Raw genomic sequence first — 20820 nt, forward strand, 5'->3', positions numbered from 1 at the left:
CCAGTGGAAAAGCCCTAGCCTTCCTTGACCCCGGCGGCCTCCGCGGTCGCCGTCTGGCGGGTGCGGACCTTCCGCAGGAGCGGCACGATGACGACGGTGAGGACGAGGATCGCCACGAGCGTCCCGGAGACCGGGCGCTGCACGAACTCGCTCACGTCGCCGCCGAAGATCCGCATCGAGCGGCGGAACGAGGCCTCCAGGAGCGAGCCGAGCACGAACGCGAGCACGAACGGCCCCGGCTCGAACCCGAGCTTGCGCATCCCGTACCCGAGCAGGCCCAGGCCGATCACCAGCAGCATGTCGAACGCGTTGTTGCGGATCGAGTAGGTGCCGATCATCGTGATCACGATGGTGATCGGCGCGAGGATGCCCGGCCGCACCTTGAGCATCCGCACGAACAGGCCGATGAGCGGGATGCTCAGGACCAGCAGCAGGATGTTGCCCAGGTACATCGAGTTGACGACGCCCCAGAACACGTCCGGGTGGTCGGTCATGAGCTGCGGGCCCGGCGTGATGCCCTGCAGCATGAGCGCGCCGAACAGCACCGCCATGGTCGCGTTCGCCGGGATGCCCAGCGTCAGCAGCGGAATGAACGACGACGTGGCGGCCGCGTTGTTCGCCGACTCCGGCCCGGCGACGCCTTCCACCGCGCCCTTGCCGAACCGCGACGGGTCCTTCGCGGTGCGCTTCTCGACCGCGTACGCCACGAGCGAGGCCATCGTCGCGCCGCCGCCCGGCAGGATGCCGAGGACGAAGCCGGTGACCGAGCCGCGCAGGATCGCCAGCCGCGACCTGAGCCAGTGCAGGCGGCTGGGGATCGCCCGCCCGAACGACGGCACCGACGTCTGCGGCCGGTCCCGGTGCTCCAGGTTGTACAGGATCTCGCCGACCCCGAAGAGCCCCATGGCGACGATCGTGAAGTCGATGCCGTCCGCGAGCTGGTCGGTGCCGAACGTGAACCGCGGCGTGCCCAGCAGCGGGTCGAGACCCACCGTGGCCAGCAGCAGGCCCGCAGCCGCGGCGGCGGCGCTCTTGATGACCGAGCCGTTCCCGAGCGTGCCGACCAGGAAGATACCGATCAGCGCCAGGACCGTGTACTCGGCCGGGCCGAACGCCAGCGCCACGCCCGCCAGGGCCGGGGCGATGAACGTGAGCAGGATGATCGACGCGGTGCCGCCGATGAACGAGGCGATCGCGGCGATCCCGAGCGCGGGGCCGGCCTCGCCGCGCCGCGCGAGCGCGTGCCCGTCCAGTGCGGTGACCACTGTGGACGCCTCGCCGGGCAGCTTCAGCAGCACCGAGGTGATGGTGCCGCCGTATTGCGCGCCGTAGAAGATCCCGGCGAGCATGATGACGGCCGCCGTGGGTTCCAGGTTGTAGGTGACGGGCAGCAGGATCGCGATCGTCGCGGCCGGGCCGAGGCCCGGCAGCACGCCGATGAGCATCCCCACGGTGACGCCGAGCAGGCAGAACAGGATGTTCTGCCACTCGAACGCCACCGTGAACCCGGAGAGCACAGAGGAGAAGTCCACGTTGAGTACTCCAGTGGGGACTGACTAGAAGACGATGATGTGGGGGAGCGGCACGTTGAGCCCGACGATGAACAGGGCGTACGCGGCCGCGGTGACGGCGACCGCCAGGATCGCGCTCATGAGCCACGACTCGCGGCTGAGGATCTTCAGCCACGCGAACAGCAGCAGCACGGTCGGCACCTCGAAGCCCACGATCTCGTACAGCGAGGCGTAGACCGCCAGGCCGCCCGCGGCGGCGAGCACCGCGACCGTCCCGCGCGTGAACGCCTCGGTGTCCCTGCGGGATTTGGCGGTCACGGCGATGATCCCGATGCCGGACGCCACGAGCAGGCAGGCCACGATCAGCGGCCAGAGCCCGGGGCCCGGTTCGGTGAGGCTCCCGATGTTCAATCCGAAGCTCAGCCAGGCCGCCACTGCGCCGAGCGCCACGGGCACGGCGCCCGCCACGATCGACTGGACGCGGCCGCCGGCCCGCGGCCCGTCGTGCACTTCTTCGGGGGCCGCCTCGGGCTGCTCCGCACGCGCCTCGTCGGGCCGCGTCTCCTTCGGGACTGAATCGGCCATGACCGCCTCACCCATTACGCGCTGCCGAGGTCGACGCCGGACTCGGAGAGCTGCGCCGCGAACTGCTCGGTGGCCTCGGACAGGTGCAGTTCCGCCTCGATGCCGTCGACCTCCCAGCGCTCCATGTAGTTGTCCTCGAGGAACTGGCCGTACTCGCCGCCCTCGCGGGCCTCCTCGAACGCCAGGGTCAGCACGCCCACGACGTCGTCGGGGGTGTCGGCCGGGACGACGATGAACCGGCGTTGGTCGACGAGGATGTTGTAGTTCAGCTCCAGCGCGGTCGGCACGTCGTTGAGGTAGACGCTGCGCTCCTCGGAGAACACGCACAGCGGCCGCATGTCGCCGGCCTCGATGTGCGGCATGGTCTCCGCGAGCGACAGCGACGCCGCGTCGATGTCCTGGCCGAGCAGCGCGGTCACGGTCGGGCCGCCGCCGTCGAACGGGACGTCAGTGGCGTTGACGTTGTTGAGCCCGAACAGCAGACCGGCCGAGAGCTGCGAGCCGGTGCCCACACCGGTGGTCCCGTAGTTCACGGCCTCGGCCTTGAGCAGGTCGTCGAGCGTCTGGAAGGGAGAGTCGGCGTGCACCACGAGCACGTAGCCCTCGTTGGTCAGCGTGGTGATGATGCGCAGCTGGTCGATGGTGACCGCTTCGGGGTCGTCGACGACGAGCGGGCCGATGGCGAACAGCGACTTGACGGCGAGGGAGATCGTGTACCCGTCCGCCTTGCCCGCCAGCAGTTCCTTGAGGCCGACGGCGCCGTTGGCGCCAGGCTTGTTGGTGACCGGCAGGGACTCGCCCAGCGGCTCCTCGGCGGCCTTGGCGACCGCGCGGCTGATGAGGTCGCCGGACCCGCCGGCGTCGAAGGGGACCCAGAAGTCGACGGCGCGGGTGGGGAATTCCGCCGCCGCCTCGTCAGAGCCGCCCTGCACCTGGCAGGCCGCGAGGGCGGCCAGCGAGGGCACCGCTGCGAGACCGGCGAGCAGTCCGCGTCGGGGGAGGGGGTGTTGCATGGTGTCTGCTCCTCTAAGTGATCGAATAACCACAGATTTAGCCCAGTGATGGGCGTTTGGGGTTGAAGTTCCATCCGGGGACAAGGTATTGCATAGCGGCCGCGTCGTCGCGCGCGCCCAGCCCGTTTCTCGAATACTGCTCATGAGCTGCATCCACTTGGGCCTCATCGATATCGACGCCGAGTCCGGGCGCGGTCGGCACTTCGATGCGTCCGTCCACGATGCGCGGCGGAGCGGCGGTGAGGCGCTGCCCGTCCTGCCAGATCCAGTGCGTGTCGATCGCGGTGATCTCGCCGGGCGCGGCGGCGGCGACGTGGGTGAACATCGCCAGTGAGACGTCGAAGTGGTTGTTGGAGTGGGAACCCCAGGTGAGGCCGAAGGCCTCGCAGGCCTGCGCGACGCGCACCGAGCCCGCCATGGTCCAGAAGTGCGGGTCGGCCAGGGGGATGTCGACGGCGTCGGAGCGCACCGCGTGCGCGAACTCCCGCCAGTCGCAGGCGATCATGTTCGTGGCCGTTCGCATCCCGGTGGCGCGCTTGAACTCCGCGAGCACTTCGCGCCCGGAGTAGCCGTTCTCGGCCCCGCACGGGTCCTCGGCGTAGGCGAGCACGCCGTCCAGGTCTCGGCACAGTCCGATTGCCTCGTTCAGCGACCAGGCCCCGTTGGGGTCCAAGGTGATCCGGGCATCGGGGAACCGCTCGGCGAGCGCCCTGACGGCCTCGGCCTCCTCGCGGCCGGGCAGCACGCCGCCCTTGAGCTTGAAGTCCCGGAACCCGTACCGCGCCTCGGCGGCCTCGGCGAGGGCCACGACGCCTTCGGGGGTCATCGCCGCCTCATCGCGCAGCCGCAGCCACGCGTCGTCCTCTGTGGACCCGTCCCGGTACGGCAGGTCCGTCTTCCCCTTGTCGCCGACGAAGAACAGGTATCCCAGGACCGGGACGCTCGCGCGCTGCGGGCCGTCGCCGAGGAGCTCGGCCACGGGCACGCCGAGGTGCTTGCCGAGCAGGTCGAGCAGGGCCGCTTCGAGCGCGGTCCGGACGTGGACGGTGATCCTCTGGTCGAAGGTCTGCCGTCCGCGCCCGGCCGCGTCGCGGTCAGCGAAGCGGTGTCGCACCGCTTCGAGGACCGTCCGGTACGCGCCGATCGACGACCCCAGTACGAGATCGGCGGCGTCACGGAGCGTCTGCGCGATGGCCTCGCCGCCGGGCACTTCGCCCACGCCGGTGTTCCCGGACTCGTCGGTGAGGATGACGAGGTTGCGTGTGAAGTACGGCGCGTGCGCCCCTGAGAGGTTGAGCAGCATGGAGTCCTGCCCGGCGACGGGCACGACGCGCATCGCGGTCACTGCGGGGGTGGTCGCCTGTTCCGCTGGGCCAGCGGCCGGTTCGAGTCGGGTCATGAGGCCGACTGCTCGATCAGGCTCGCGAGCGCGGCGAGTTCGCCTTCGCCCAGGTCGGTGAGCGGCGGGCGCACGGGTCCGGCGGAGCGGCCCACGGCCGTCATGCCCGCCTTGACGATCGACACCGCGTACCCCTTGCCGGCGTTGCGGATGTCCAGGTACGGCAGCACGAATCCGCGCAGCCGCCGGTACACCTCGTCGCGGTCCCCGGCCCGGACCGCGTTGTAGAACTCGATCGCGAACTCTGGCACGAAGTTGAAGATCGCCGAGGAATACGTGGTGACGCCGAGCTGAATGTAGGGCAGCGCGAACGTCTCCGCGGTGGGCAGGCCGCCGATGTACAGCAGTCGCTCGCCGAGGGTCGCGTACAGGCGGGTCATGAACTCGATGTCGCCCACGCCGTCCTTGAAGCCCACCAGGTTCGGGCACTCGGCGGCGAGGCGCTCGACGGTGCCGACGCCGTACTCGGCGTTGGAGCGGTGGTAGACGATGACGCCAAGGGAGGTCGCCTCGCAGACCGCGCGGACGTGCGCGGCGAGGCCGTCCTGCCCGACCTCGGTAAGGTACGGCGGGAACAGGAGCACGGCGTCGGCCCCGGCGGCCTCGGCGTCCTTCGCGAACGCGACGGCCTGGGCGGTGCCCTGCCCGGCCGGGGCGATGATCGGCACGGTCCCGGCGGCCTCGTCGACCGCGACGCGCACGACCCGGCCGACCTCTTCTGCCGTGAGCGAGAAGAACTCGCCCGTGCCGCCCGCCGCGAACAGACCCGCCGCAGGGTAGGACGCCAAGTGCCCCAAGTGCTTCCGGTAACCGTCCTCGTCGAAGGAGAGGTCCTTCTGGAAGTGGGTCACGGGAAAGGACAGCAGGCCCTCGCCCAGCGCGCGCTGGATCTCTGCGGGGGTGTATCGCGACATGTGCGGCAGTCTCCTGTTCGTGGATTCGGCCCGTACCGTAACCCCCTCCGCTCATACCGGTCCAACACTCATTCGACATCAGGTGATACCTTCAGGGCATGGCCACAGGCGACATCGGGTACACACTCGACCAACTCAGGGGTTTCGTGGCGGTCGCGGAGGAATCGCATTTCGGCCGCGCCGCTGAGCGCCTGCGCATGACCCAGCCGCCGCTGAGCCGCCAGATCCAGCGCCTCGAACGCGCCGTCGGCTTCGACCTGTTCCTGCGCACGCAGCGCGGCGCCGAGCTCACCCCGGCCGGGCGGATCTTCCTCGACGAGGCTCGCAGGCTCCTGTCCTCGGCCGACACGGCGCCGCTGCGCGCCCGCCGCGTCGCGGCCGGGACGGCGGGCACCATCCGCATCGGGTTCACGGCGGTCTCGGCCCTGACCGTCCTCGGCCGCTGGATCAGCATCGCTGCGGCGGAACTGCCCGGCGTCGACCTCGTCCTCAGCGAGATGGTCACGCACGCGCAGCTCGACGCCCTCCATGCGGGGGAGATCGAGATCGGCCTGGTCCGCCAGGTGCCGCGCTCGGACCTGCTCGACTCCCGGCTGGTGGCGAGGGACTCGCTCATCCTCGCGGCCCCGCGGAACCACCCGCTGACCCGCCTCGACCGGACACCCACAATGGAGGACATCGCCGAGCACGACGTCGTGACGTACTCGCCCTCAGAGGCCTGGTACTTCTACGAGCTCGTCGTTGCCGCGTTCCAGCAGGCGCACCTCAAGCCCCGGTACGTGCAGCACATCAGCCAGGTGCACACGGTCCTGTCGGTCGTCAACGCCGGGCTCGGGGTCGCGCTCGTGCCTTCGTCGGCGAGCGCGTTCAACCTCTCGAACCTGGTCTTCATGGACATCGAGGACCTGCCCTCGGACACCGTGGAGCTCTACGGCGTCTGGCGCCACCGCCACGGCAACCCGGCCCTCGACGCCCTCCTGAACGCCGTCTAGGCGCTCCCGATCGACTCCCGGCCCACGAACTCCGTCGGCAGTGCCGACTCGTCTTCCGAAGCGCCGCCGTCGATCTCGATGAGCAGCCGCCTGATCCCGTGCTCGCCGAGCGCGGCCAGGGGCATCCGGATCGTGCTCAGCGCCGGGGTCGGCAGATCCGCCCCGAAGATGTCGTCGAAGCCGATGATGCTCAACCGGCCCGGCACGTCCAGCCCGTGGTCGCGGCACTCCCGCAGCAGGCCCAGCGCGACGAGGTCGTTGTAGGCGAGCACGGCGCTCACGTCGGCGGCCTTGACCCGCCCGAACGCCTCCGCGCCGCCCTCGCGGGTCGGCGCGTTCGACTTGATCTCCACGATGGACATGTCCCATTCCACCGCGATCTCGAACGCGTGCTGCCAGCGCTGCCCGTTCATCCACGAGGCCTCGGGCCCGGCGAGGTAGGCGATCCGGCGGTGCCCGGCCTCGCGCAGCAACTCCAGTGCCGTCGTGATGCCCGGCCGCACGTCGGGGATGACGGCGGGGATGCCGTCCACGAGCCGGTTCACCACCACGAGCGGCTTCACCGAGGAGAGCTCCTGGATCTGCGCGTCCTCGAGACGCGAGCCCACGAGCAGCAGACCGTCCACAGAGGTCTGCAGCCGCTCGGCGGTGGCCCGCTCCAGCTCCGGCGACTCCTGCGAGTCGGCGAAGACGATCGTCATCCCGGACTCGGAGGCCACCCGCTCGGCCCCGCGCACGAGGTCGAAGTACGCGGGGTTGGTGATGTCCGAGACGAGCAGCCCGAGGGTGCCGGTCTTCCCGGTCGGCAGCGCCCGCGCCATCGGGTTGATCCGGTAGCCGAGCTCCTTGGCGGCGTCGCGGATGCGCCGCTCGGTCTGCGCGTTGAGGCGGCCCGGCTTGTTCAGCGCCCGCGACACCGTCGAGGGGCTCACGCCCGTCATCCGGGCGATGTCGTAGATCGTCGGGGGCGCCTTGCGATCGCCGTTGCGGGGGCGGGTCGCGGCGTCGGACTGCTCCATGCCTCCCCTTTCGCGCTTGTTGCCGGGGGTTGTCAACCGGCAATCGATTGGTGCCGTGTTGTCGGTTTCCGACACGGGGTGTGTCGATCATACCGGAGCCCGGCCATGTTCGACGCGTCGAGGGTCGCAATCAAATCGTGACGGCAATCGATTGACAATTGCTAAGTCACGTGTTTGAATTGCCCGCATGACCCAGCCGCAACGCCGCGACCCCGATCGGCTCCTCCCCGCCGATCCGCAGATCCGGGCCGTCGCCAGAGACCTGTACGCACTGGTCTCAGACGCCCCGATCGTCTCGCCGCACGGCCACGTCCCCGCCTCCTGGCTGGCAACCGACACGCCCTTCACCGACCCCGTCGACCTCCTTGTGCGCCATGACCACTACGTCACACGCCTGCTCCACGCCGACGGCGTCGACCTGGCCGACTTCCGCGCGCTGGCCGCCGCGGACCCCCGCGCGGCCTGGCGGGTCTTCGCCGCCCGCACGCACCTCTTCGCCGGTACGGCCTCGGGATACTGGCTCGACGAGACCCTCACCGGCGTCCTCGGCGTCGACGCCCCGCTTGACGCCGCGACCGCCGACGCCGCCTACGACACGATCGCCGCCCGCCTCGCCGAGCCCGCGTTCCGGCCCCGGGCCCTGTTCCGCCGCTTCGGCATCGAGTTCCTGGCGACCACCGACGACCCGCTCGACGACCTCGCCGACCACGACGCGGTCCGCGCCGCCGACCTCGGCGGCCGCGTCGCCCCCACGTTCCGCCCCGACAGGTACCTCGACCCCGACGCCGCCGGTTTCGCCGACAACGTGCACCGCCTCCTCGCCGCCACCGGCTCACCGGCCACCTTCGCCGGATACCTTGCGGCCCTGGAAGAGCGCCGCCGCCACTTCATCGCGCACGGCGCGGTCTCGGCCGACCACGGCGTCGAAGAGGCCTACACCGCCGACCTCGAACCCGATGAGGCCGAACGCCTCTTCGAACTCGTGCTCGCCGGGACCGCCGACGCCGCCGAGCGGCGCGAGTTCCGGGGCCACATGCTCGTCCAGATGGCGCGCATGAGCGTCGAAGACGGCCTGGTCATGACCCTCCACGCCGGAGTCCTGCGCAACCACTCCACCGCGACCCTCGCCGCTCTGGGACCCGACACGGGCCACGACATCCCGGTCCGCACCGACTTCACGCGCGGCCTGCGCCCGCTCCTGGAGCGCTACGGCCTGGCCTCGGGGTTCCACCTCGTCCTCTTCACCGTCGACGAGACCGTGTTCTCCCGCGAACTCGCGCCCCTCGCGGGCTTCTACCCGAGCGTGTTCATCGGCGCCCCTTGGTGGTTCCTCGACGCGCCCGACGCGATCGCGCGCTTCCGCTCCTCCGTCACCGAGACCGCCGGGTTCTCCCGGGGGTCGGGCTTCATCGACGACACGCGCGCGTTCCTGTCGATCCCCGCGCGCCACGACACGGCCCGCCGCGCCGACGCCGCGTTCCTCGCCCGGCTCGTCGCCGAAGGCCGCGTCACAATGGCGCAAGCGGAGCGGATCATCGGCGAACTCGTCGCCGACCAGCCGAAGCGGGTGTTCAAGCTGTGAACATCCCGCCCCTCGGCCGCGACGTGCTGCCGCACAAGCCCCCCGTCCGCATCGTCCACCTCGGGCTCGGCGCGTTCCACCGTTCGCACCAGGCCTGGTACACCGCGAAAGCGGCCGACGCCGCGCACTGGGGCATCGCCGCCTACACCGGCCGCACACCGGAGGCCGCCGCGACCCTCGCGGCCCAGGACGGCGTGTACACCCTGATCGAGCGCGCCGCCGACCACGACCTGTGCGAGCCGATCGGCAGCATCGTGCGGGCAGTGGCAGGGGATGACGTGGACGACTTCACGGCCGCGCTCGCCGACCCGGCGGTCGCGATCCTTACGCTCACGATTACCGAGGCCGGATACCGCCTCGACCCGAACGGGAACCCCGACCTCGCCGACCCCGAGGTGGCGGCGGACATCGAGTGCCTGCGGGACCGCGCTTGGGCATCGCCCCGCACCGCACTCGGCCGCGTCCTCGCCGGACTCGCAGCACGACACCGCAAGGGCGCGCCGCCCATCGCCGTCGTCCCGTGCGACAACCTGCCCGGCAACGGCGCCGCCGTCGAACGCGCCCTCACCCGGCTCGCCGAGAAGGCCGGCCTCCCCGGCGTGCTCGACGGCGTCGCCTTCGTGTCCACTTCGGTGGACCGCATCACGCCCCGCACCGCGCCCGCCGACATCGAGCTGGTCGCCCGCGCCACCGGCCGCCTCGACCGCGCGCCCGTGGTCGCCGAACCGTTCAGCGACTGGGTCCTCAGCGGCGAGTTCCCCTCCGGCCGACCGGCCTGGGAGACCGCCGGAGCCCGCTTCACCGACGACATCGGACCCTGGGAGCGGCGCAAGCTCTGGCTCCTCAACGGCGCCCACACCCTCCTCGCCGCATCAGGCACCCTGCGCGGACACCGCACGGTCGCCGACGCCATCGCCGACCCGCTGTGCCGCAACCAGGTCGAAGCCCTGTGGGACGAGGCCGAACGCCACCTCCCCGACGTCGAGGTCCGCGACTACCGCGCCGCGCTCCTCGAACGCTTCGCCAACCCGCGCATCGAGCACCGCCTGTCGCAGATCAACGAGGACTCCCGCACCAAGCTCCGCCTCCGCATCGCCCCCGTTGCACTCGCCGAACGCGCCGCCGGACGCCCGGCGAGCGGCTGCGCCGCCGCGATCGCCGCATGGCTCCTCGCCCAAGGCCCGGCGCGGCCGTCGCCGCAAGAGCTGCTGACCGAACTCTCGCCTGCGCTCGCAGCGGACGACGCCTTCCGCGCGGAACTCGCGCACGCCACCGACCTGATTCCGACCGTCTGAATGAGACAGAGAGCAGAGACTGAACCGATGAGCTTCCCGAACGGCTTCCTGTGGGGCGCCTCCACCGCGCCGCACCAGATCGAGGGCAACAACCTCAACTCCGACTTCTGGGCCAACGAGGGCCGGATGCCCGGCATGGAGCGCAGCGGCGACGCCTGCGACTCGTACCACCGCTACCGCGAGGACATGCGGCTGCTGGCCGACAACGGCTTCAACAGCTACCGCTTCGGCATCGAATGGGCCCGCATCGAGCCGGTACCCGGCGAGTTCTCCCGCGCCGAGCTCGGCCACTACCGCCTCATGATCGAGACCGCACTGGAACTGGGCCTCAAGGCCGTGGTCACCCTGCACCACTTCACCAACCCGGCCTGGTTCGCCGCCGAAGGAGGCTGGGCCGCCCCGCCCGCGATCGACCGCTTCCGCGCTTACGTCGAGACCGCCACCTCCATCCTGGACGGCGTCGAATGGGTCGTGACCATGAACGAGCCCAACATGCTCGCCATGATGACCGGCCTGGCGCTCAAGATGCAGCAGGCCACCGAAGCGGGCGTCGAGTGGCAGAGCCCCACTGTCGACGACGGCCCGCGCCCGCCGCTGCCCGCCCCCGAACCGGAGATCGGGAAGCGCTTCGTCGAGGCCCACCACGCCGTCCGCGACCTCGTGCGCGAGCGCACCGGGGCCAAGGTCGGATGGTCGGTCGCCAACCGCGCGTTCGAGGCCCGCCCCGGCTGCGAGGCCAAGATGCAAGAGCTGCAGTACATCTGGGAGGACCTGTACCTGGAGGGCTCGAAAGGCGACGACTTCGTCGGCGTCCAGTCCTACTCGGCGCAGTGGGTCGGCGAGGACGGCATCGAGCCCTACCCGCCGCACCCGGACAACACGCTCGTCGGCACCGCCTTCCGCCCCGACGCGATCGGCATCGCCGTGCGCCACACCCACGAGGTCACCGGCCTGCCGATCCTCATCACCGAGAACGGCATCGCCACCTCGGACGACACGCGCCGCATCGCCTACACCGAAGGCGCCCTCCAGGCCCTCCACGCCGCCGTGAACGACGGCGTCGACCTGCGCGGCTACCTCCACTGGTCGCTCCTGGACAACTACGAGTGGGGCCACTGGGCGCCCACGTTCGGCCTCGTCCAGGTCGACCGGACCACTTTCGTCCGCACTCCGAAGCCCAGCCTCGCCTGGCTCGGCGGCATCGCCCGCGCCAACGGCGCCGAGATCGCCTAGGAGAACACGATGACCATTCCAGACGTCTCAGCCAAGTCCCTCCACGAACTCGTGTCCCTCGCCGGACGCCGCGCCGTCGTCACCGGCGGCGGGCGCGGCCTCGGCAAGGCGATCGCGCTGCGCCTCGCCGAAGCCGGGGCCGACATCCTCATCGGCGACATCGACGGCACGCTGGCCGAGCGCGCCGCCGCCGAGATTGCCGAGCGGCACGACGCGACCGCCGTCGGCACCGCCATGGACGTGGCCGACGCCGCGAGCGTCGCCGCCGCAGGCGAACTCGCCGCCGCCCGGCTCGGCGGGATCGACATCTGGGTCAACAACGCCGGGGTCTTCCCGAGCGTGCCCGTCGCCGAGATGAGCGTCGAGGCCTGGGACCAGGTGTTCGCCGTGAACGCGCGCGGTGTCTTCCTCGGCGCGAAGGAGGCCGCGGCCCGCATGGACGGCGGCGGCGTCATCGTCAACGTCGTCTCCACCGCCGGTTTCAAGGGCACCGCGCCCGGCCTGGCCGCCTACGTCGGCTCGAAGCACGCCGCGCGCGGCCTGACGAAGCAGCTCGCACTCGAGTTCGCGCCCAAGGGCATCCGCGTCCTCGGCGTCGCACCGAGCTTCGTCCCGACCGAAGGCAACATGGCCGCCGCGACGGCCGCCGCCGAGGCGATGGGCGTCCAGCTCGACCCCGCCCAGATCGCCGCGAACATGGGCACCGGCCTGCTCGGCCGCATCGGCGTCCCGGACGACATCGCCCGCGTCGTGCTGTTCTGCGCCAGCGACCTCTCGGCCCTCATGACCGGCTCGACCCTCCTCGCCGACGCAGGCGACACCATCTAGCACCCGACCACCGCAACGACGCGCAGGAGAACCAATGCTCGCAACCCGCACCAGCCCGACCCGCGAACTCGTGGGGCTCGACGGCCTGTGGCGCTTCGCCCTCGACACCACGGCAGGCGAGACCCCTTGGGCCGCACGCCTGGACACGAAGCTCGAAGCGCCGGTCCCGGCCAGCTACAACGACCTCTTCACCGACCCCGACATCCGCAACCACGTCGGCGTCGCCTGGTATCAGCGCGAGGTGCGGGTCCCGCGCGGCTGGACGGGGGAGCGGACCGTGCTCCGCTTCGGCTCGGTCACCCACGCCGCCAAGGTGTACGCGAACGACACCCTGGTCGCCGAGCACGCCGGAGGCTACCTCCCGTTCGAAGCCGACCTCACGGGCGTCGTCGCGCCCGGCGAGGAGTTCCGCCTCTCGGTGGCCGTCGACAACCGGCTCACGAACACGACCATCCCGCCGGGCACGGTCACGGTGGGGGAGGACGGCCGCGAGTCGCAGTCGTACCTGCACGACTTCTACAACTACGCCGGGATCGCCCGCTCGGTGCGGCTCTACAGCACGCCCCAGACGTACATCAGCGACGTCGCCGTACTCACCGATGTGGACGGTGCGGACGGCCTGGTGGACTACCGCGTCGAGACGAGCGGCGACGCCGAAGTGCGGGTGCGCGCCGTCGACGAATCCGGTGCCGTGGTCGCGGAAGGCAAGGGCACCACCGGCACCCTCCGCATCGCCGACGTCAACCTCTGGCAGCCCGGCGCGGCCTACCTCTACGACCTGGTCGTCGAACTCGCCGCCGACGGCGAGACCGTCGACTCCTACACGCAGTCCTTCGGCGTGCGCACCGTCGAGGTCCGGGGCACGGAGTTCCTCATCAACGGGAAGCCGTTCTACTTCACCGGCTTCGGCAAGCACGAGGACACCCCGGTGCGCGGCAAGGGCCACGACCAGGCCTACCTCGTCCACGACTTCGAGCTCATGAAGTGGACCGGCGCGAACTCCTTCCGCACCGCCCACTACCCGTACGACGAGGAAGTCCTCGACTACGCCGACCGGCACGGCTTCGTCGTCATCGACGAGACCGCCGCTGTCGGCCTCAACCTCGGCGTCCAGGGCGGCCTGACCGGAGTCGGACCGAAGCCGACGTTCTCCGACGAGACGTTCGGGGCCGAGACGCGGGCGGCCCATGAGCAGCACCTGCGGGAGCTGATCGCCCGCGACAAGAACCACCCCTCGGTCGTCATGTGGTGCATCGCGAACGAACCGGCCTCCAATGAGGATGGAGCGCGCGAGTACTTCGAGCCCTTGGTGAAGCTCGCCCGCGAACTCGACCCGAGCCGCCCGCTGACCTACGCCGCCGTCATGTTCGCGACTCCGGCCAATGACCGGATCGGCGACCTGTTCGACGTGCTCTCCATCAACCGCTACTACGGCTGGTACGTCTTCACCGGCGACCTCGCCAAGGCCGAGCAGGTCCTGGAGACGGAACTGCGCGGCTGGGTCCAGCGTTTCGGCAAGCCGGTCATGATGAGCGAGTACGGCACCGACACCCAGCCCGGCCTGCACTCGGTGTGGGACTCGCCGTGGAGCGAGGAGTACCAGACCGACTTCCTCGCCACCTACCACCGCGTGTTCGACCGCATCCCGGAGTTCATCGGCGAGCAGATCTGGAACTTCGCCGACTTCCAGACCGGCCCGGGCATCCACCGCGTTGACGGGAACAAGAAGGGCGTGTTCACTCGGGACCGCAAGCCCAAGTCCTCCGCGTTCTCCCTGCGCCGCCGCTGGACCGGCCTCGACGGCCGCAAGCCCGGCCAATCCTCTTAGGAGTCTCCCGTGATCATCGACAGAGCCGAAGTCATCGTCACCAGCCCCGACCGGAACTTCGTCACCCTGAAACTCACCACCGACGACGGCCTCACCGGCCTCGGCGACGCGACCTTGAACGGCCGCGAACTCGCCGTCGTGGCCTACCTCTCCGACCACGTCGTCCCGCTGCTGCTGGGCCGCGACGCCCACCGCATCGAGGACACCTGGCAGTTCCTCTACCGCTCCGCATACTGGCGGCGCGGCCCCGTCACCATGGCCGCGATCGCCGCGGTCGACATGGCGCTGTGGGACATCAAGGGCAAGGCCGCCGGCATGCCCGTCTACCAGCTGCTCGGCGGCGCCTCCCGCACCGGGCTCCTCGCCTACGGCCACGCCTCCGGCAAGGACACCGCCGAACTGTTCGACTCCATCCGCTCCCACCAGGAGCAGGGCTACAAGGCCATCCGCGTCCAGACCGGCGTCCCGGGCCTCAAGTCCATCTACGGCATCGCCTCCAACGCCACCTTCGAAGCGATGGAAGGCGTCCGCTACGACCACGAACCGGCCCAGCGCGGCGCCCTCCCGAACGAGGAGGACTGGGACACCCGCTCCTACCTCCGCCACCTGCCCACGGTCTTCGAAGCCGTCAGGAACGAGTTCGGCCCCGAGCTGCCGCTGCTCCACGACGCGCACCACCGGCTCACCCCGATCCAGGCCGCGAAGCTCGGCAAGACCCTCGAACCGTACGACCTGTTCTGGCTCGAGGACGTCACGCCCGCCGAGAACCAGGAGGCCCTGCGCCTGGTCCGCCAGCACACCACCACGCCCCTCGCCATCGGCGAGATCTTCAACACCGTGTGGGACTACCAGCAGATCATCCGCGAACAGCTCATCGACTACGTCCGCAGCGCCGTCACCCACACCGGCGGCATCAGCCACCTGAAGAAGGTCCTCGACTACGCCGCGCAGTACCAGATCAAGTCCGGCATGCACGGCCCCACCGACATCAGCCCCGTGGGCATGGCCGCCGCCATGCACCTCGGCCTGTCCATCCACAACTTCGGCATCCAGGAGTACATGAAGCACGGCGAGAAGACCGACCAGGTCTTCCAGCAGTCCTTCACCTGGACCGACGGGCTCCTCCACCCCGGAGACCAACCGGGCCTGGGCGTCGAGCTCGACACCGACGAAGCGGGCAAATACCCGTACGTGCAGGCCTACCTGCCGTACAACCGCCTCGCCGACGGAACGGTCCACGACTGGTGAGCACCGAACCCCTCGCGGTCGTCGTCATGGGCGTCTCCGGCTGCGGCAAGTCCACGATCGCCGCGGCGCTGGCCGCGGCGGTCGGAGGCGCGTTCACCGACGCCGACGACCTCCACCCCGAGGCCAACGTCAAGAAGATGGCCTCGGGGACCCCGCTCACCGACGAGGACCGCTGGCCCTGGCTCGCCGAGGTCGGCGCGGCGATCCGCGCCGGCCTCGCGGCCGGGACCCCGGCCGTCGTCGCCTGCTCGGCCCTGCGCCGCGCCTACCGCGAGGCCATCGCGGCGGCCGCCGGAACCGAAGTGCGCTTCGTCCACCTCCACGGCTCCCGCGAGCTCATCGCCGCCCGGATGCACGCCCGCGCCGGGCACTTCATGCCGCCGGGCCTCCTCGACTCCCAGTTCGCCACCCTCGAACCGCTCGAACCCGGCGAACCCGGCCTCACCGTCGGCATCGAGGACTCACCGCAGGCCGTGGTCGCGACGATCCACACCCATCTGAAACGTTCCAACGACCTCGAGCCATTCGTTCCGTAGTCCGTTCAGCCCCTTTTGCTCACAAATCCATATCGACACAAGCAGCACCCCCGGCAACAGGTGTATCCCTCGTAATCCAAGCGACAAGGAAGTCGACATGACCGACGACAACCAGGCCACCGCGGTGGCGCCCGAACCCCCCGCGGGCCAGATCACGGCCCCGCCACTAGAGCGCGTCAGCAAGGCCTACCTGGCCTGGATCATGCTCGCCAGCTTCGGCGCCTCCATGGCCATCATGGTCCCGATCTCGTACTCCCTCGCGGTGCGCATCGACGAGCTCGCCCCCGGCCGCGAAGAACTCCTCGGCTACGTCACCGGCACCGCCCAGTTCACCTACCTCGTCCTCAGCCCCCTCATCGGGCTCTGGAGCGACCGCGTCCGCTCCAAACTCGGCCGCCGCACGCCCTTCATGCTCGCCGGAACCGTCCTCGGCATGATCGGCCTCGTCGCCATCGCCGCCTCCCCGAGCCTCCTCACCGTCGGCCTCGCCTGGGTCGTCGGCATGATCGGCTGGTCCACCGCCGGGCAGGCCGTCCAGAACCTCCAGGCCGACCGCGTCCCCGAAGAGCAGCGCGGCAAGGTCTCCGCGCTCGCGAACGTCTCCACCCAGATCGCGCCCGTCCTCGGCATCGGCATCGCCTACGCGGTCGCCTCCAGCACCCTCCTGGTCTTCGTCGTGCCCGGCCTCGTCGGCGCGGTCCTGCTCGTCCTGTTCCCGATCTTCAAGCCCGAAGGCGACTCCCGCGAGCTCGTGGGCGAAGGCACCGGAGTCACCGTCAAGAGCCTGGTCGCCAGCTACGGCTTCAACCCGCGCAAGTACCCCGACTTCGGCTGGAACTGGCTCGGCCGCTTCATCTTCTTCATGGGCCTGTACTTCAACACCGCCTTCGGCACCTTCTTCTACGCCCAGCGCCTCGACATGCCCGTCAAGGAGGTCGCCGGGATCGTGGCGACCATCGGCATGCTCGGCATCGTCGCGGCCACCGCCGGCGCCATCGCGGGCGGGTTCCTCTCGGACAAGCTCCAGCGCCGCAAGCTGTTCACGTTCATCGGCGCGCTCCTGTTCGTGGGCGGCGCGATCGCCGAGGCCTTCGCGTACTCGATGCCGCAGCTCATCGTCGGCGCGGTCCTCATGCAGCTCGCCATCGCCGTGTTCGCTGCCGTCGACCAGGCGATCGTCTTCGCGGTCCTGCCCGACCGGGCCCAGGCCGGGCGCTACATGGCCGTCGTGGCGTTCGCGCAGAAGATCCCCAGCGCCGTCGCGCCGCTGCTCGCGCCGTTCATCATCACGCTCGGCGTCGCCGACGGCGGCGACAAGAACTACACGCTGCTCTACCTCACCGGTGCGGCGCTGGCAATGATCGGCGGCCTCATCATCATGTTCAAGATCAAATCGGTCCGATAGGGAAGACGATGCACCCAGCGCCTTACGACCTGCGTATCGACTCCGGCGGCGACCAGTTCCCGGTCTCCGGGCCCGCGCCGCGCCTGTCCTGGAAGCCCGCCTCCGACGCGCCCTCCTACGAAATCGAGGCCGTCGTGGACGGCGCGACCGTCTCGGCCGAGGCCGCCGGGCACCGCCTGGTGGCCTGGCCCTGGGCCCCGCTCGCCAGCGCGCAGCGGGTCGAATGGCGCGTGCGCGCGCCGGGCGGCGCATGGTCCGCCCGGCACGCCTTCGAGTCCGGTCTGCTCGACGCGGACTGGACCGCGAGGTGGATCTCCCCGGTTGAGGCCGAGGACCCCGGCTACGGCAGGCGCGGGGCCCACGTCCTCGCGCGTACCTTCAACGCGCGGGAGGTCCGCTCGGCCCGGCTCTACGCGACCGCGCTCGGCGTCTACGAGGCGTTCGTGAACGGCGAGCGCGCCGGCACGGCCGAACTCTCGCCGGGCTCGACCTCGTACGACCGGACCCTCTACGCCCAGGCCGCCGACGTCACCGGCGCGATCCGCAAGGGCGGCAACCGGATCGAGATCGTCCTCTCGGACGGCTGGTACCGGGGCCAGGTCGGCGCGTTCCGCGAGCCCGCCCAGTGGGGCACGGTTCTCGGAGCCCGGGCCGAACTCCACCTCGAATACGAGGACGGCACGAGCGAGGTGGTCGGGACCAACGGGTCGTGGACGAGCGCGCCGTCGCCGATCACCCGCGCCGACCTCATGGACGGCCAGACCCTCGACCTCCAAGCGCCCCTGAGCGAACCGGTCCCGGTCCTGGTCGACCAGGTGAGCGCCCCGGCCGTCGGCTGGTCGCCCGCGCCGCCGGTCCGCATCGTCGAGTCCCGCCCGGCCGTCAAGGTCGCCGAGGTCGGGGACGGCGTGTGGGTCGCCGACTTCGGCCAGAACGCCTCCGGCTGGATCGCCCTGACCGACCTCGGCCCGGCCGGGACCCGCACGGTGATCGACTACGGCGAGCACGTCGGCCCGGACGGCGACCTCTCCACCTCTAATCTCGACTCGTTCAAGCCCGGCGAACCGCCGATCGCGTTCGTGCAGCGCGACGTCGTCGTCTCCGACGGCTCCGGCGCGGCCTTCGAACCGCGCCACACCGTGCACGGCTTCCAGTACGCCCGCCTCCAGCGCGACGCCCCGCTCGACCCCGACGCCCTGCGCATGCGCATCGTCAACACGGACCTCGCGCCGGTGGGCGAGTTCGCTTGCAGCGAAGAGGACCTGAACCGTCTCCACGAGGTCGCGAAGTGGAGCTTCCAGGGCAACGCCGTCGACGTCCCGACCGACTGCCCGACCCGCGAACGCCTCGGCTGGACCGGCGACTACCAGGTCTTCCTGCCCACCGCGACGCGCCTGTACGACGTGCTCGGCTTCAGCCGCAAGTGGCTCCGCTCGGTCCGAGACGACCAGCTGCCGGACGGCCGGATCGCGAACTTCTCGCCGGACGGGCGCCAGATCAAGTCGCATCCCGACACCCAGTTCGCGATGATGACCGGTTCTGCGGGCTGGGGCGACGCGATCACCGCCGTCCCCTGGGAGCTCTACACCGCGTACGGCGATGTGCAAGTGCTGGAAGAGAACTGGGACGCGATGGTCCGCTGGGCGGCGTGGCAGCTCGCGACCGCCGCCTCGGCCCGCCATCGTTCCCGCATCGAGCGCTCGCCCGAACCGGCCCCGCACGAGCGCCACCTCTGGGACGGCTCCTTCCACTGGGGAGAGTGGTGCGAGCCCAAGGAGCAGGGCCCCGACGGCACGCTCGTCGACCCGGTCAAGACGAACCCGACGGCCTGGTTCATGGCCGACAAGGGCGAGATCGGCACCGCCTACCTGTACCGATCCGTCGCGACGCTCGCCAAGGTCGCCTCCGTGCTCGGCCGCGAGGAGGACGCCCTCCACTACGACGCGACCGCCGCAGCGGTGCGCGACGCCTGGCACACCGAGTTCCTCGACGTGAACGGCCGCACGCGCTCCGACACGCAGGCGAGCTACGTCCGGGCCCTGAACTTCGGCCTGATGCCCAAGCGCCTGCGCACGCAGGCCGCCGCCCGCCTCGTCGAACTCATCCGCGAGAAGGGGAACCACCTCACTACCGGGTTCCTCTCCACCGCCGACCTCCTTCCAGTCCTGGCCGACACCGGCCACGCCGACGTCGCCTACGACCTGCTGTTCCAGCGCACCTCGCCGTCGTGGCTCGGCATGCTCGACCGGGGCGCGACGACGATCTGGGAGGACTGGGACGGCGTCGACGAGCGAGGCGACGCCCACGACTCCCTCAACCACTACAGCAAAGGCGCGGTGATCCGCTTCCTGCACACCCACACGCTCGGCCTGCGCCAGCAGGAGGGCTCGACCGCCTGGGAGTCCTTCACCGTCGCCCCCGTCCTGCACGAGAGCCTCACGTGGGCGAAGGGATCGCTCGACACTCCGCAGGGGCGGATCGGCGTCGCATGGAGGGCCGAGGACGGCGAGTTCCATCTCACGCTCGCGGTCCCGCCCGGATCCACCTGCCGGATCCGCTTCCCGAACGGCCAGGAGGCGGCGGCGACCGAAGGCGCCTTCGACTTCGTGCGTCCGCTTAGAGTGGCGGGGTGAGCAGCCTCCACGACCGCGCCGCCGACTTCCTCCGCCCCGCGGAGCCGACCGGGCCCGTCCCGCCGGTCGAGGCGGTCCTGTTCGACTTCAGCAACACGATCTTCCGCCTGATCGACCTGGAGGAGTGGCTGCGCCGCTTCGCCGAGGCCGCCGACCGGACCGATCGCCTCGAGGCCCTGGGCTCCGAGGCGATCGCCCGGGACCTTACGGAGACCTACCGCCTCCCCGAGGTCCAGGCGGCCCAGAAGGGCCGCGACCTGTCCGCCGAGCGGCACCGCGCGGCGATCTACGCGTGGTGGAAGGAGGTCGACTTCATCCGGGGCGCTGAGGACACTGCCTATGCGAACCTCCAGGCGCCGGGCTCCTGGGTTCCGTTCCCCGACACCGAGCCCGTGCTGCGGGCGTTGCACGCCAAGGGGATCAAGGTCGGCATCGTGAGCGACTTCGCGTGGGACCCGCGCGTCCACCTCGCCTGCCTCGGCCTGGACGGCCTCGTCGGCGCCTGCGTGGTCTCGTTCGAGCACGGCAGGGAGAAGCCCGACCCGGAGCTGTTCCGGCTGGCCTGCGAAGCGCTGGGAGCCGACCCGGCTGCGACGCTCATGGTCGGCGACAACGCCGCACGGGACGGCGGCGCGGCCGCGATCGGCGCAAGGGCCTACATCCTCCCGGCCAGGCCCGGCACGGGCGAGCGCGGGCTGGTCCACGTCCTCGACTTCCTGCCGTAAGACGCTGCGGGCGAAGGCGTCTCGCAGTCGCGCGGCTTCGGCCGCGTCCGTGTTCGGGTCGGCGGTGCGGTAGG

General features: G+C 70.6%; 17 protein-coding genes. 11 read left to right on the plus strand and 6 right to left on the minus strand.

All coding sequences use genetic code 11. The annotated features are described in order from the left end of the window. Window positions 1-14: 14 nt before the first annotated feature. Genes ACGGCP_RS14895 through kdgD form a run of 5 tightly spaced genes read right to left on the minus strand, consistent with a single transcriptional unit; the run spans window position 15 to window position 5422 of the window. Window positions 15-1532 (minus strand): tripartite tricarboxylate transporter permease, encoded by a 1518-nt coding sequence (locus ACGGCP_RS14895; protein WP_392966192.1) that lies wholly within the window; start codon window positions 1530-1532, stop codon window positions 15-17. Between the two features lie 24 nt (window positions 1533-1556). After that, on the minus strand, window positions 1557-2096 hold the full coding sequence (locus tag ACGGCP_RS14900) for a tripartite tricarboxylate transporter TctB family protein (protein ID WP_392966195.1): 540 nt from the start codon (window positions 2094-2096) through the stop codon (window positions 1557-1559). Between the two features lie 14 nt (window positions 2097-2110). Next, entirely contained in the window at window positions 2111-3109 is a 999-nt protein-coding gene (locus ACGGCP_RS14905) for a Bug family tripartite tricarboxylate transporter substrate binding protein (RefSeq protein WP_392966197.1), read from the minus strand. 37 nt (window positions 3110-3146) lie between these two features. Continuing rightward, the gene (locus tag ACGGCP_RS14910; protein WP_392966200.1) at window positions 3147-4508 is read right to left on the minus strand and encodes an enolase C-terminal domain-like protein; all 1362 of its coding nucleotides are present in this window, start codon (window positions 4506-4508) and stop codon (window positions 3147-3149) included. Then, a complete protein-coding gene (gene kdgD, locus ACGGCP_RS14915; protein ID WP_392966202.1) occupies window positions 4505-5422 on the minus strand; it encodes a 5-dehydro-4-deoxyglucarate dehydratase in 918 nt (305 codons plus the stop codon). The genes ACGGCP_RS14910 and kdgD overlap by 4 nt, the downstream gene beginning before the upstream one ends. A 98-nt stretch (window positions 5423-5520) precedes the next feature. Here kdgD and ACGGCP_RS14920 point away from each other — a divergent pair, with 98 nt between their 5' ends. Then, window positions 5521-6414: a LysR family transcriptional regulator gene (locus tag ACGGCP_RS14920; protein WP_392966206.1), complete on the plus strand. Its 894-nt coding sequence runs from the start codon at window positions 5521-5523 to the stop codon at window positions 6412-6414. Here the strand turns inward: ACGGCP_RS14920 and ACGGCP_RS14925 are convergent. Beyond that, on the minus strand, window positions 6411-7433 hold the full coding sequence (locus ACGGCP_RS14925; protein ID WP_392966208.1) for a LacI family DNA-binding transcriptional regulator: 1023 nt from the start codon (window positions 7431-7433) through the stop codon (window positions 6411-6413). The two genes, ACGGCP_RS14920 and ACGGCP_RS14925, sit on opposite strands and share 4 nt — an antisense overlap. Before the next feature lie 187 nt (window positions 7434-7620). Between ACGGCP_RS14925 and uxaC the strand changes: the two genes are divergently transcribed. The 10 genes from uxaC (at window position 7621) to ACGGCP_RS14975 (ending at window position 20746) form a co-directional block, all read left to right on the plus strand. Then, on the plus strand, window positions 7621-9015 hold the full coding sequence (gene uxaC, locus ACGGCP_RS14930; RefSeq protein WP_392966211.1) for a glucuronate isomerase: 1395 nt from the start codon (window positions 7621-7623) through the stop codon (window positions 9013-9015). After that, window positions 9012-10310 carry a mannitol dehydrogenase family protein gene (locus ACGGCP_RS14935; protein WP_392966213.1) on the plus strand — a complete coding sequence of 433 codons (1299 nt, stop codon included), beginning with the start codon at window positions 9012-9014 and terminating at the stop codon, window positions 10308-10310. Before uxaC ends, ACGGCP_RS14935 begins: the two co-directional genes overlap by 4 nt. 27 nt (window positions 10311-10337) lie before the next feature. Continuing rightward, window positions 10338-11543 (plus strand): family 1 glycosylhydrolase, encoded by a 1206-nt coding sequence (locus tag ACGGCP_RS14940; RefSeq protein ID WP_392966216.1) that lies wholly within the window; start codon window positions 10338-10340, stop codon window positions 11541-11543. A gap of 9 nt (window positions 11544-11552) precedes the next feature. Then, entirely contained in the window at window positions 11553-12371 is an 819-nt protein-coding gene (locus ACGGCP_RS14945) for an SDR family NAD(P)-dependent oxidoreductase (RefSeq protein WP_392966219.1), read from the plus strand. Window positions 12372-12405: 34 nt separating this feature from the next. Continuing rightward, window positions 12406-14199 (plus strand): beta-glucuronidase, encoded by a 1794-nt coding sequence (gene uidA / locus ACGGCP_RS14950; protein WP_392966221.1) that lies wholly within the window; start codon window positions 12406-12408, stop codon window positions 14197-14199. A gap of 9 nt (window positions 14200-14208) precedes the next feature. Then, window positions 14209-15447: a D-mannonate dehydratase ManD gene (gene manD / locus ACGGCP_RS14955; RefSeq protein WP_392966223.1), complete on the plus strand. Its 1239-nt coding sequence runs from the start codon at window positions 14209-14211 to the stop codon at window positions 15445-15447. Then, window positions 15444-15983 (plus strand): gluconokinase, encoded by a 540-nt coding sequence (locus tag ACGGCP_RS14960; RefSeq protein ID WP_392966226.1) that lies wholly within the window; start codon window positions 15444-15446, stop codon window positions 15981-15983. Before manD ends, ACGGCP_RS14960 begins: the two co-directional genes overlap by 4 nt. Before the next feature lie 97 nt (window positions 15984-16080). Continuing rightward, a complete protein-coding gene (locus ACGGCP_RS14965; protein WP_392966229.1) occupies window positions 16081-17388 on the plus strand; it encodes an MFS transporter in 1308 nt (435 codons plus the stop codon). Window positions 17389-17396: 8 nt separating this feature from the next. Continuing rightward, a complete protein-coding gene (locus tag ACGGCP_RS14970; protein WP_392966232.1) occupies window positions 17397-20021 on the plus strand; it encodes a family 78 glycoside hydrolase catalytic domain in 2625 nt (874 codons plus the stop codon). After that, a complete protein-coding gene (locus ACGGCP_RS14975) occupies window positions 20018-20746 on the plus strand; it encodes an HAD family hydrolase (protein ID WP_392966234.1) in 729 nt (242 codons plus the stop codon). Before ACGGCP_RS14970 ends, ACGGCP_RS14975 begins: the two co-directional genes overlap by 4 nt. Window positions 20747-20820 lie beyond the last annotated feature (74 nt).

The sequence above is a fragment of the Glycomyces sp. NPDC048151 genome, from assembly GCF_043202775.1.
In the GTDB taxonomy this organism is placed as follows: domain Bacteria; phylum Actinomycetota; class Actinomycetes; order Mycobacteriales; family Micromonosporaceae; genus Glycomyces.

Coding starts and splice junctions, on each gene's coding strand:
- ACGGCP_RS14900 (WP_392966195.1), bottom strand. CDS start 2,096: ATGGCCGATTCAGTCCCGAAGGAGACGCGGCCCGACGAGGCGCGTGCG.
- ACGGCP_RS14905 (WP_392966197.1), bottom strand. CDS start 3,109: ATGCAACACCCCCTCCCCCGACGCGGACTGCTCGCCGGTCTCGCAGCG.
- ACGGCP_RS14910 (WP_392966200.1), bottom strand. CDS start 4,508: ATGACCCGACTCGAACCGGCCGCTGGCCCAGCGGAACAGGCGACCACC.
- kdgD (WP_392966202.1), bottom strand. CDS start 5,422: ATGTCGCGATACACCCCCGCAGAGATCCAGCGCGCGCTGGGCGAGGGC.
- ACGGCP_RS14920 (WP_392966206.1), top strand. CDS start 5,521: ATGGCCACAGGCGACATCGGGTACACACTCGACCAACTCAGGGGTTTC.
- ACGGCP_RS14925 (WP_392966208.1), bottom strand. CDS start 7,433: ATGGAGCAGTCCGACGCCGCGACCCGCCCCCGCAACGGCGATCGCAAG.
- uxaC (WP_392966211.1), top strand. CDS start 7,621: ATGACCCAGCCGCAACGCCGCGACCCCGATCGGCTCCTCCCCGCCGAT.
- ACGGCP_RS14940 (WP_392966216.1), top strand. CDS start 10,338: ATGAGCTTCCCGAACGGCTTCCTGTGGGGCGCCTCCACCGCGCCGCAC.
- ACGGCP_RS14945 (WP_392966219.1), top strand. CDS start 11,553: ATGACCATTCCAGACGTCTCAGCCAAGTCCCTCCACGAACTCGTGTCC.
- uidA (WP_392966221.1), top strand. CDS start 12,406: ATGCTCGCAACCCGCACCAGCCCGACCCGCGAACTCGTGGGGCTCGAC.
- ACGGCP_RS14965 (WP_392966229.1), top strand. CDS start 16,081: ATGACCGACGACAACCAGGCCACCGCGGTGGCGCCCGAACCCCCCGCG.
- ACGGCP_RS14970 (WP_392966232.1), top strand. CDS start 17,397: ATGCACCCAGCGCCTTACGACCTGCGTATCGACTCCGGCGGCGACCAG.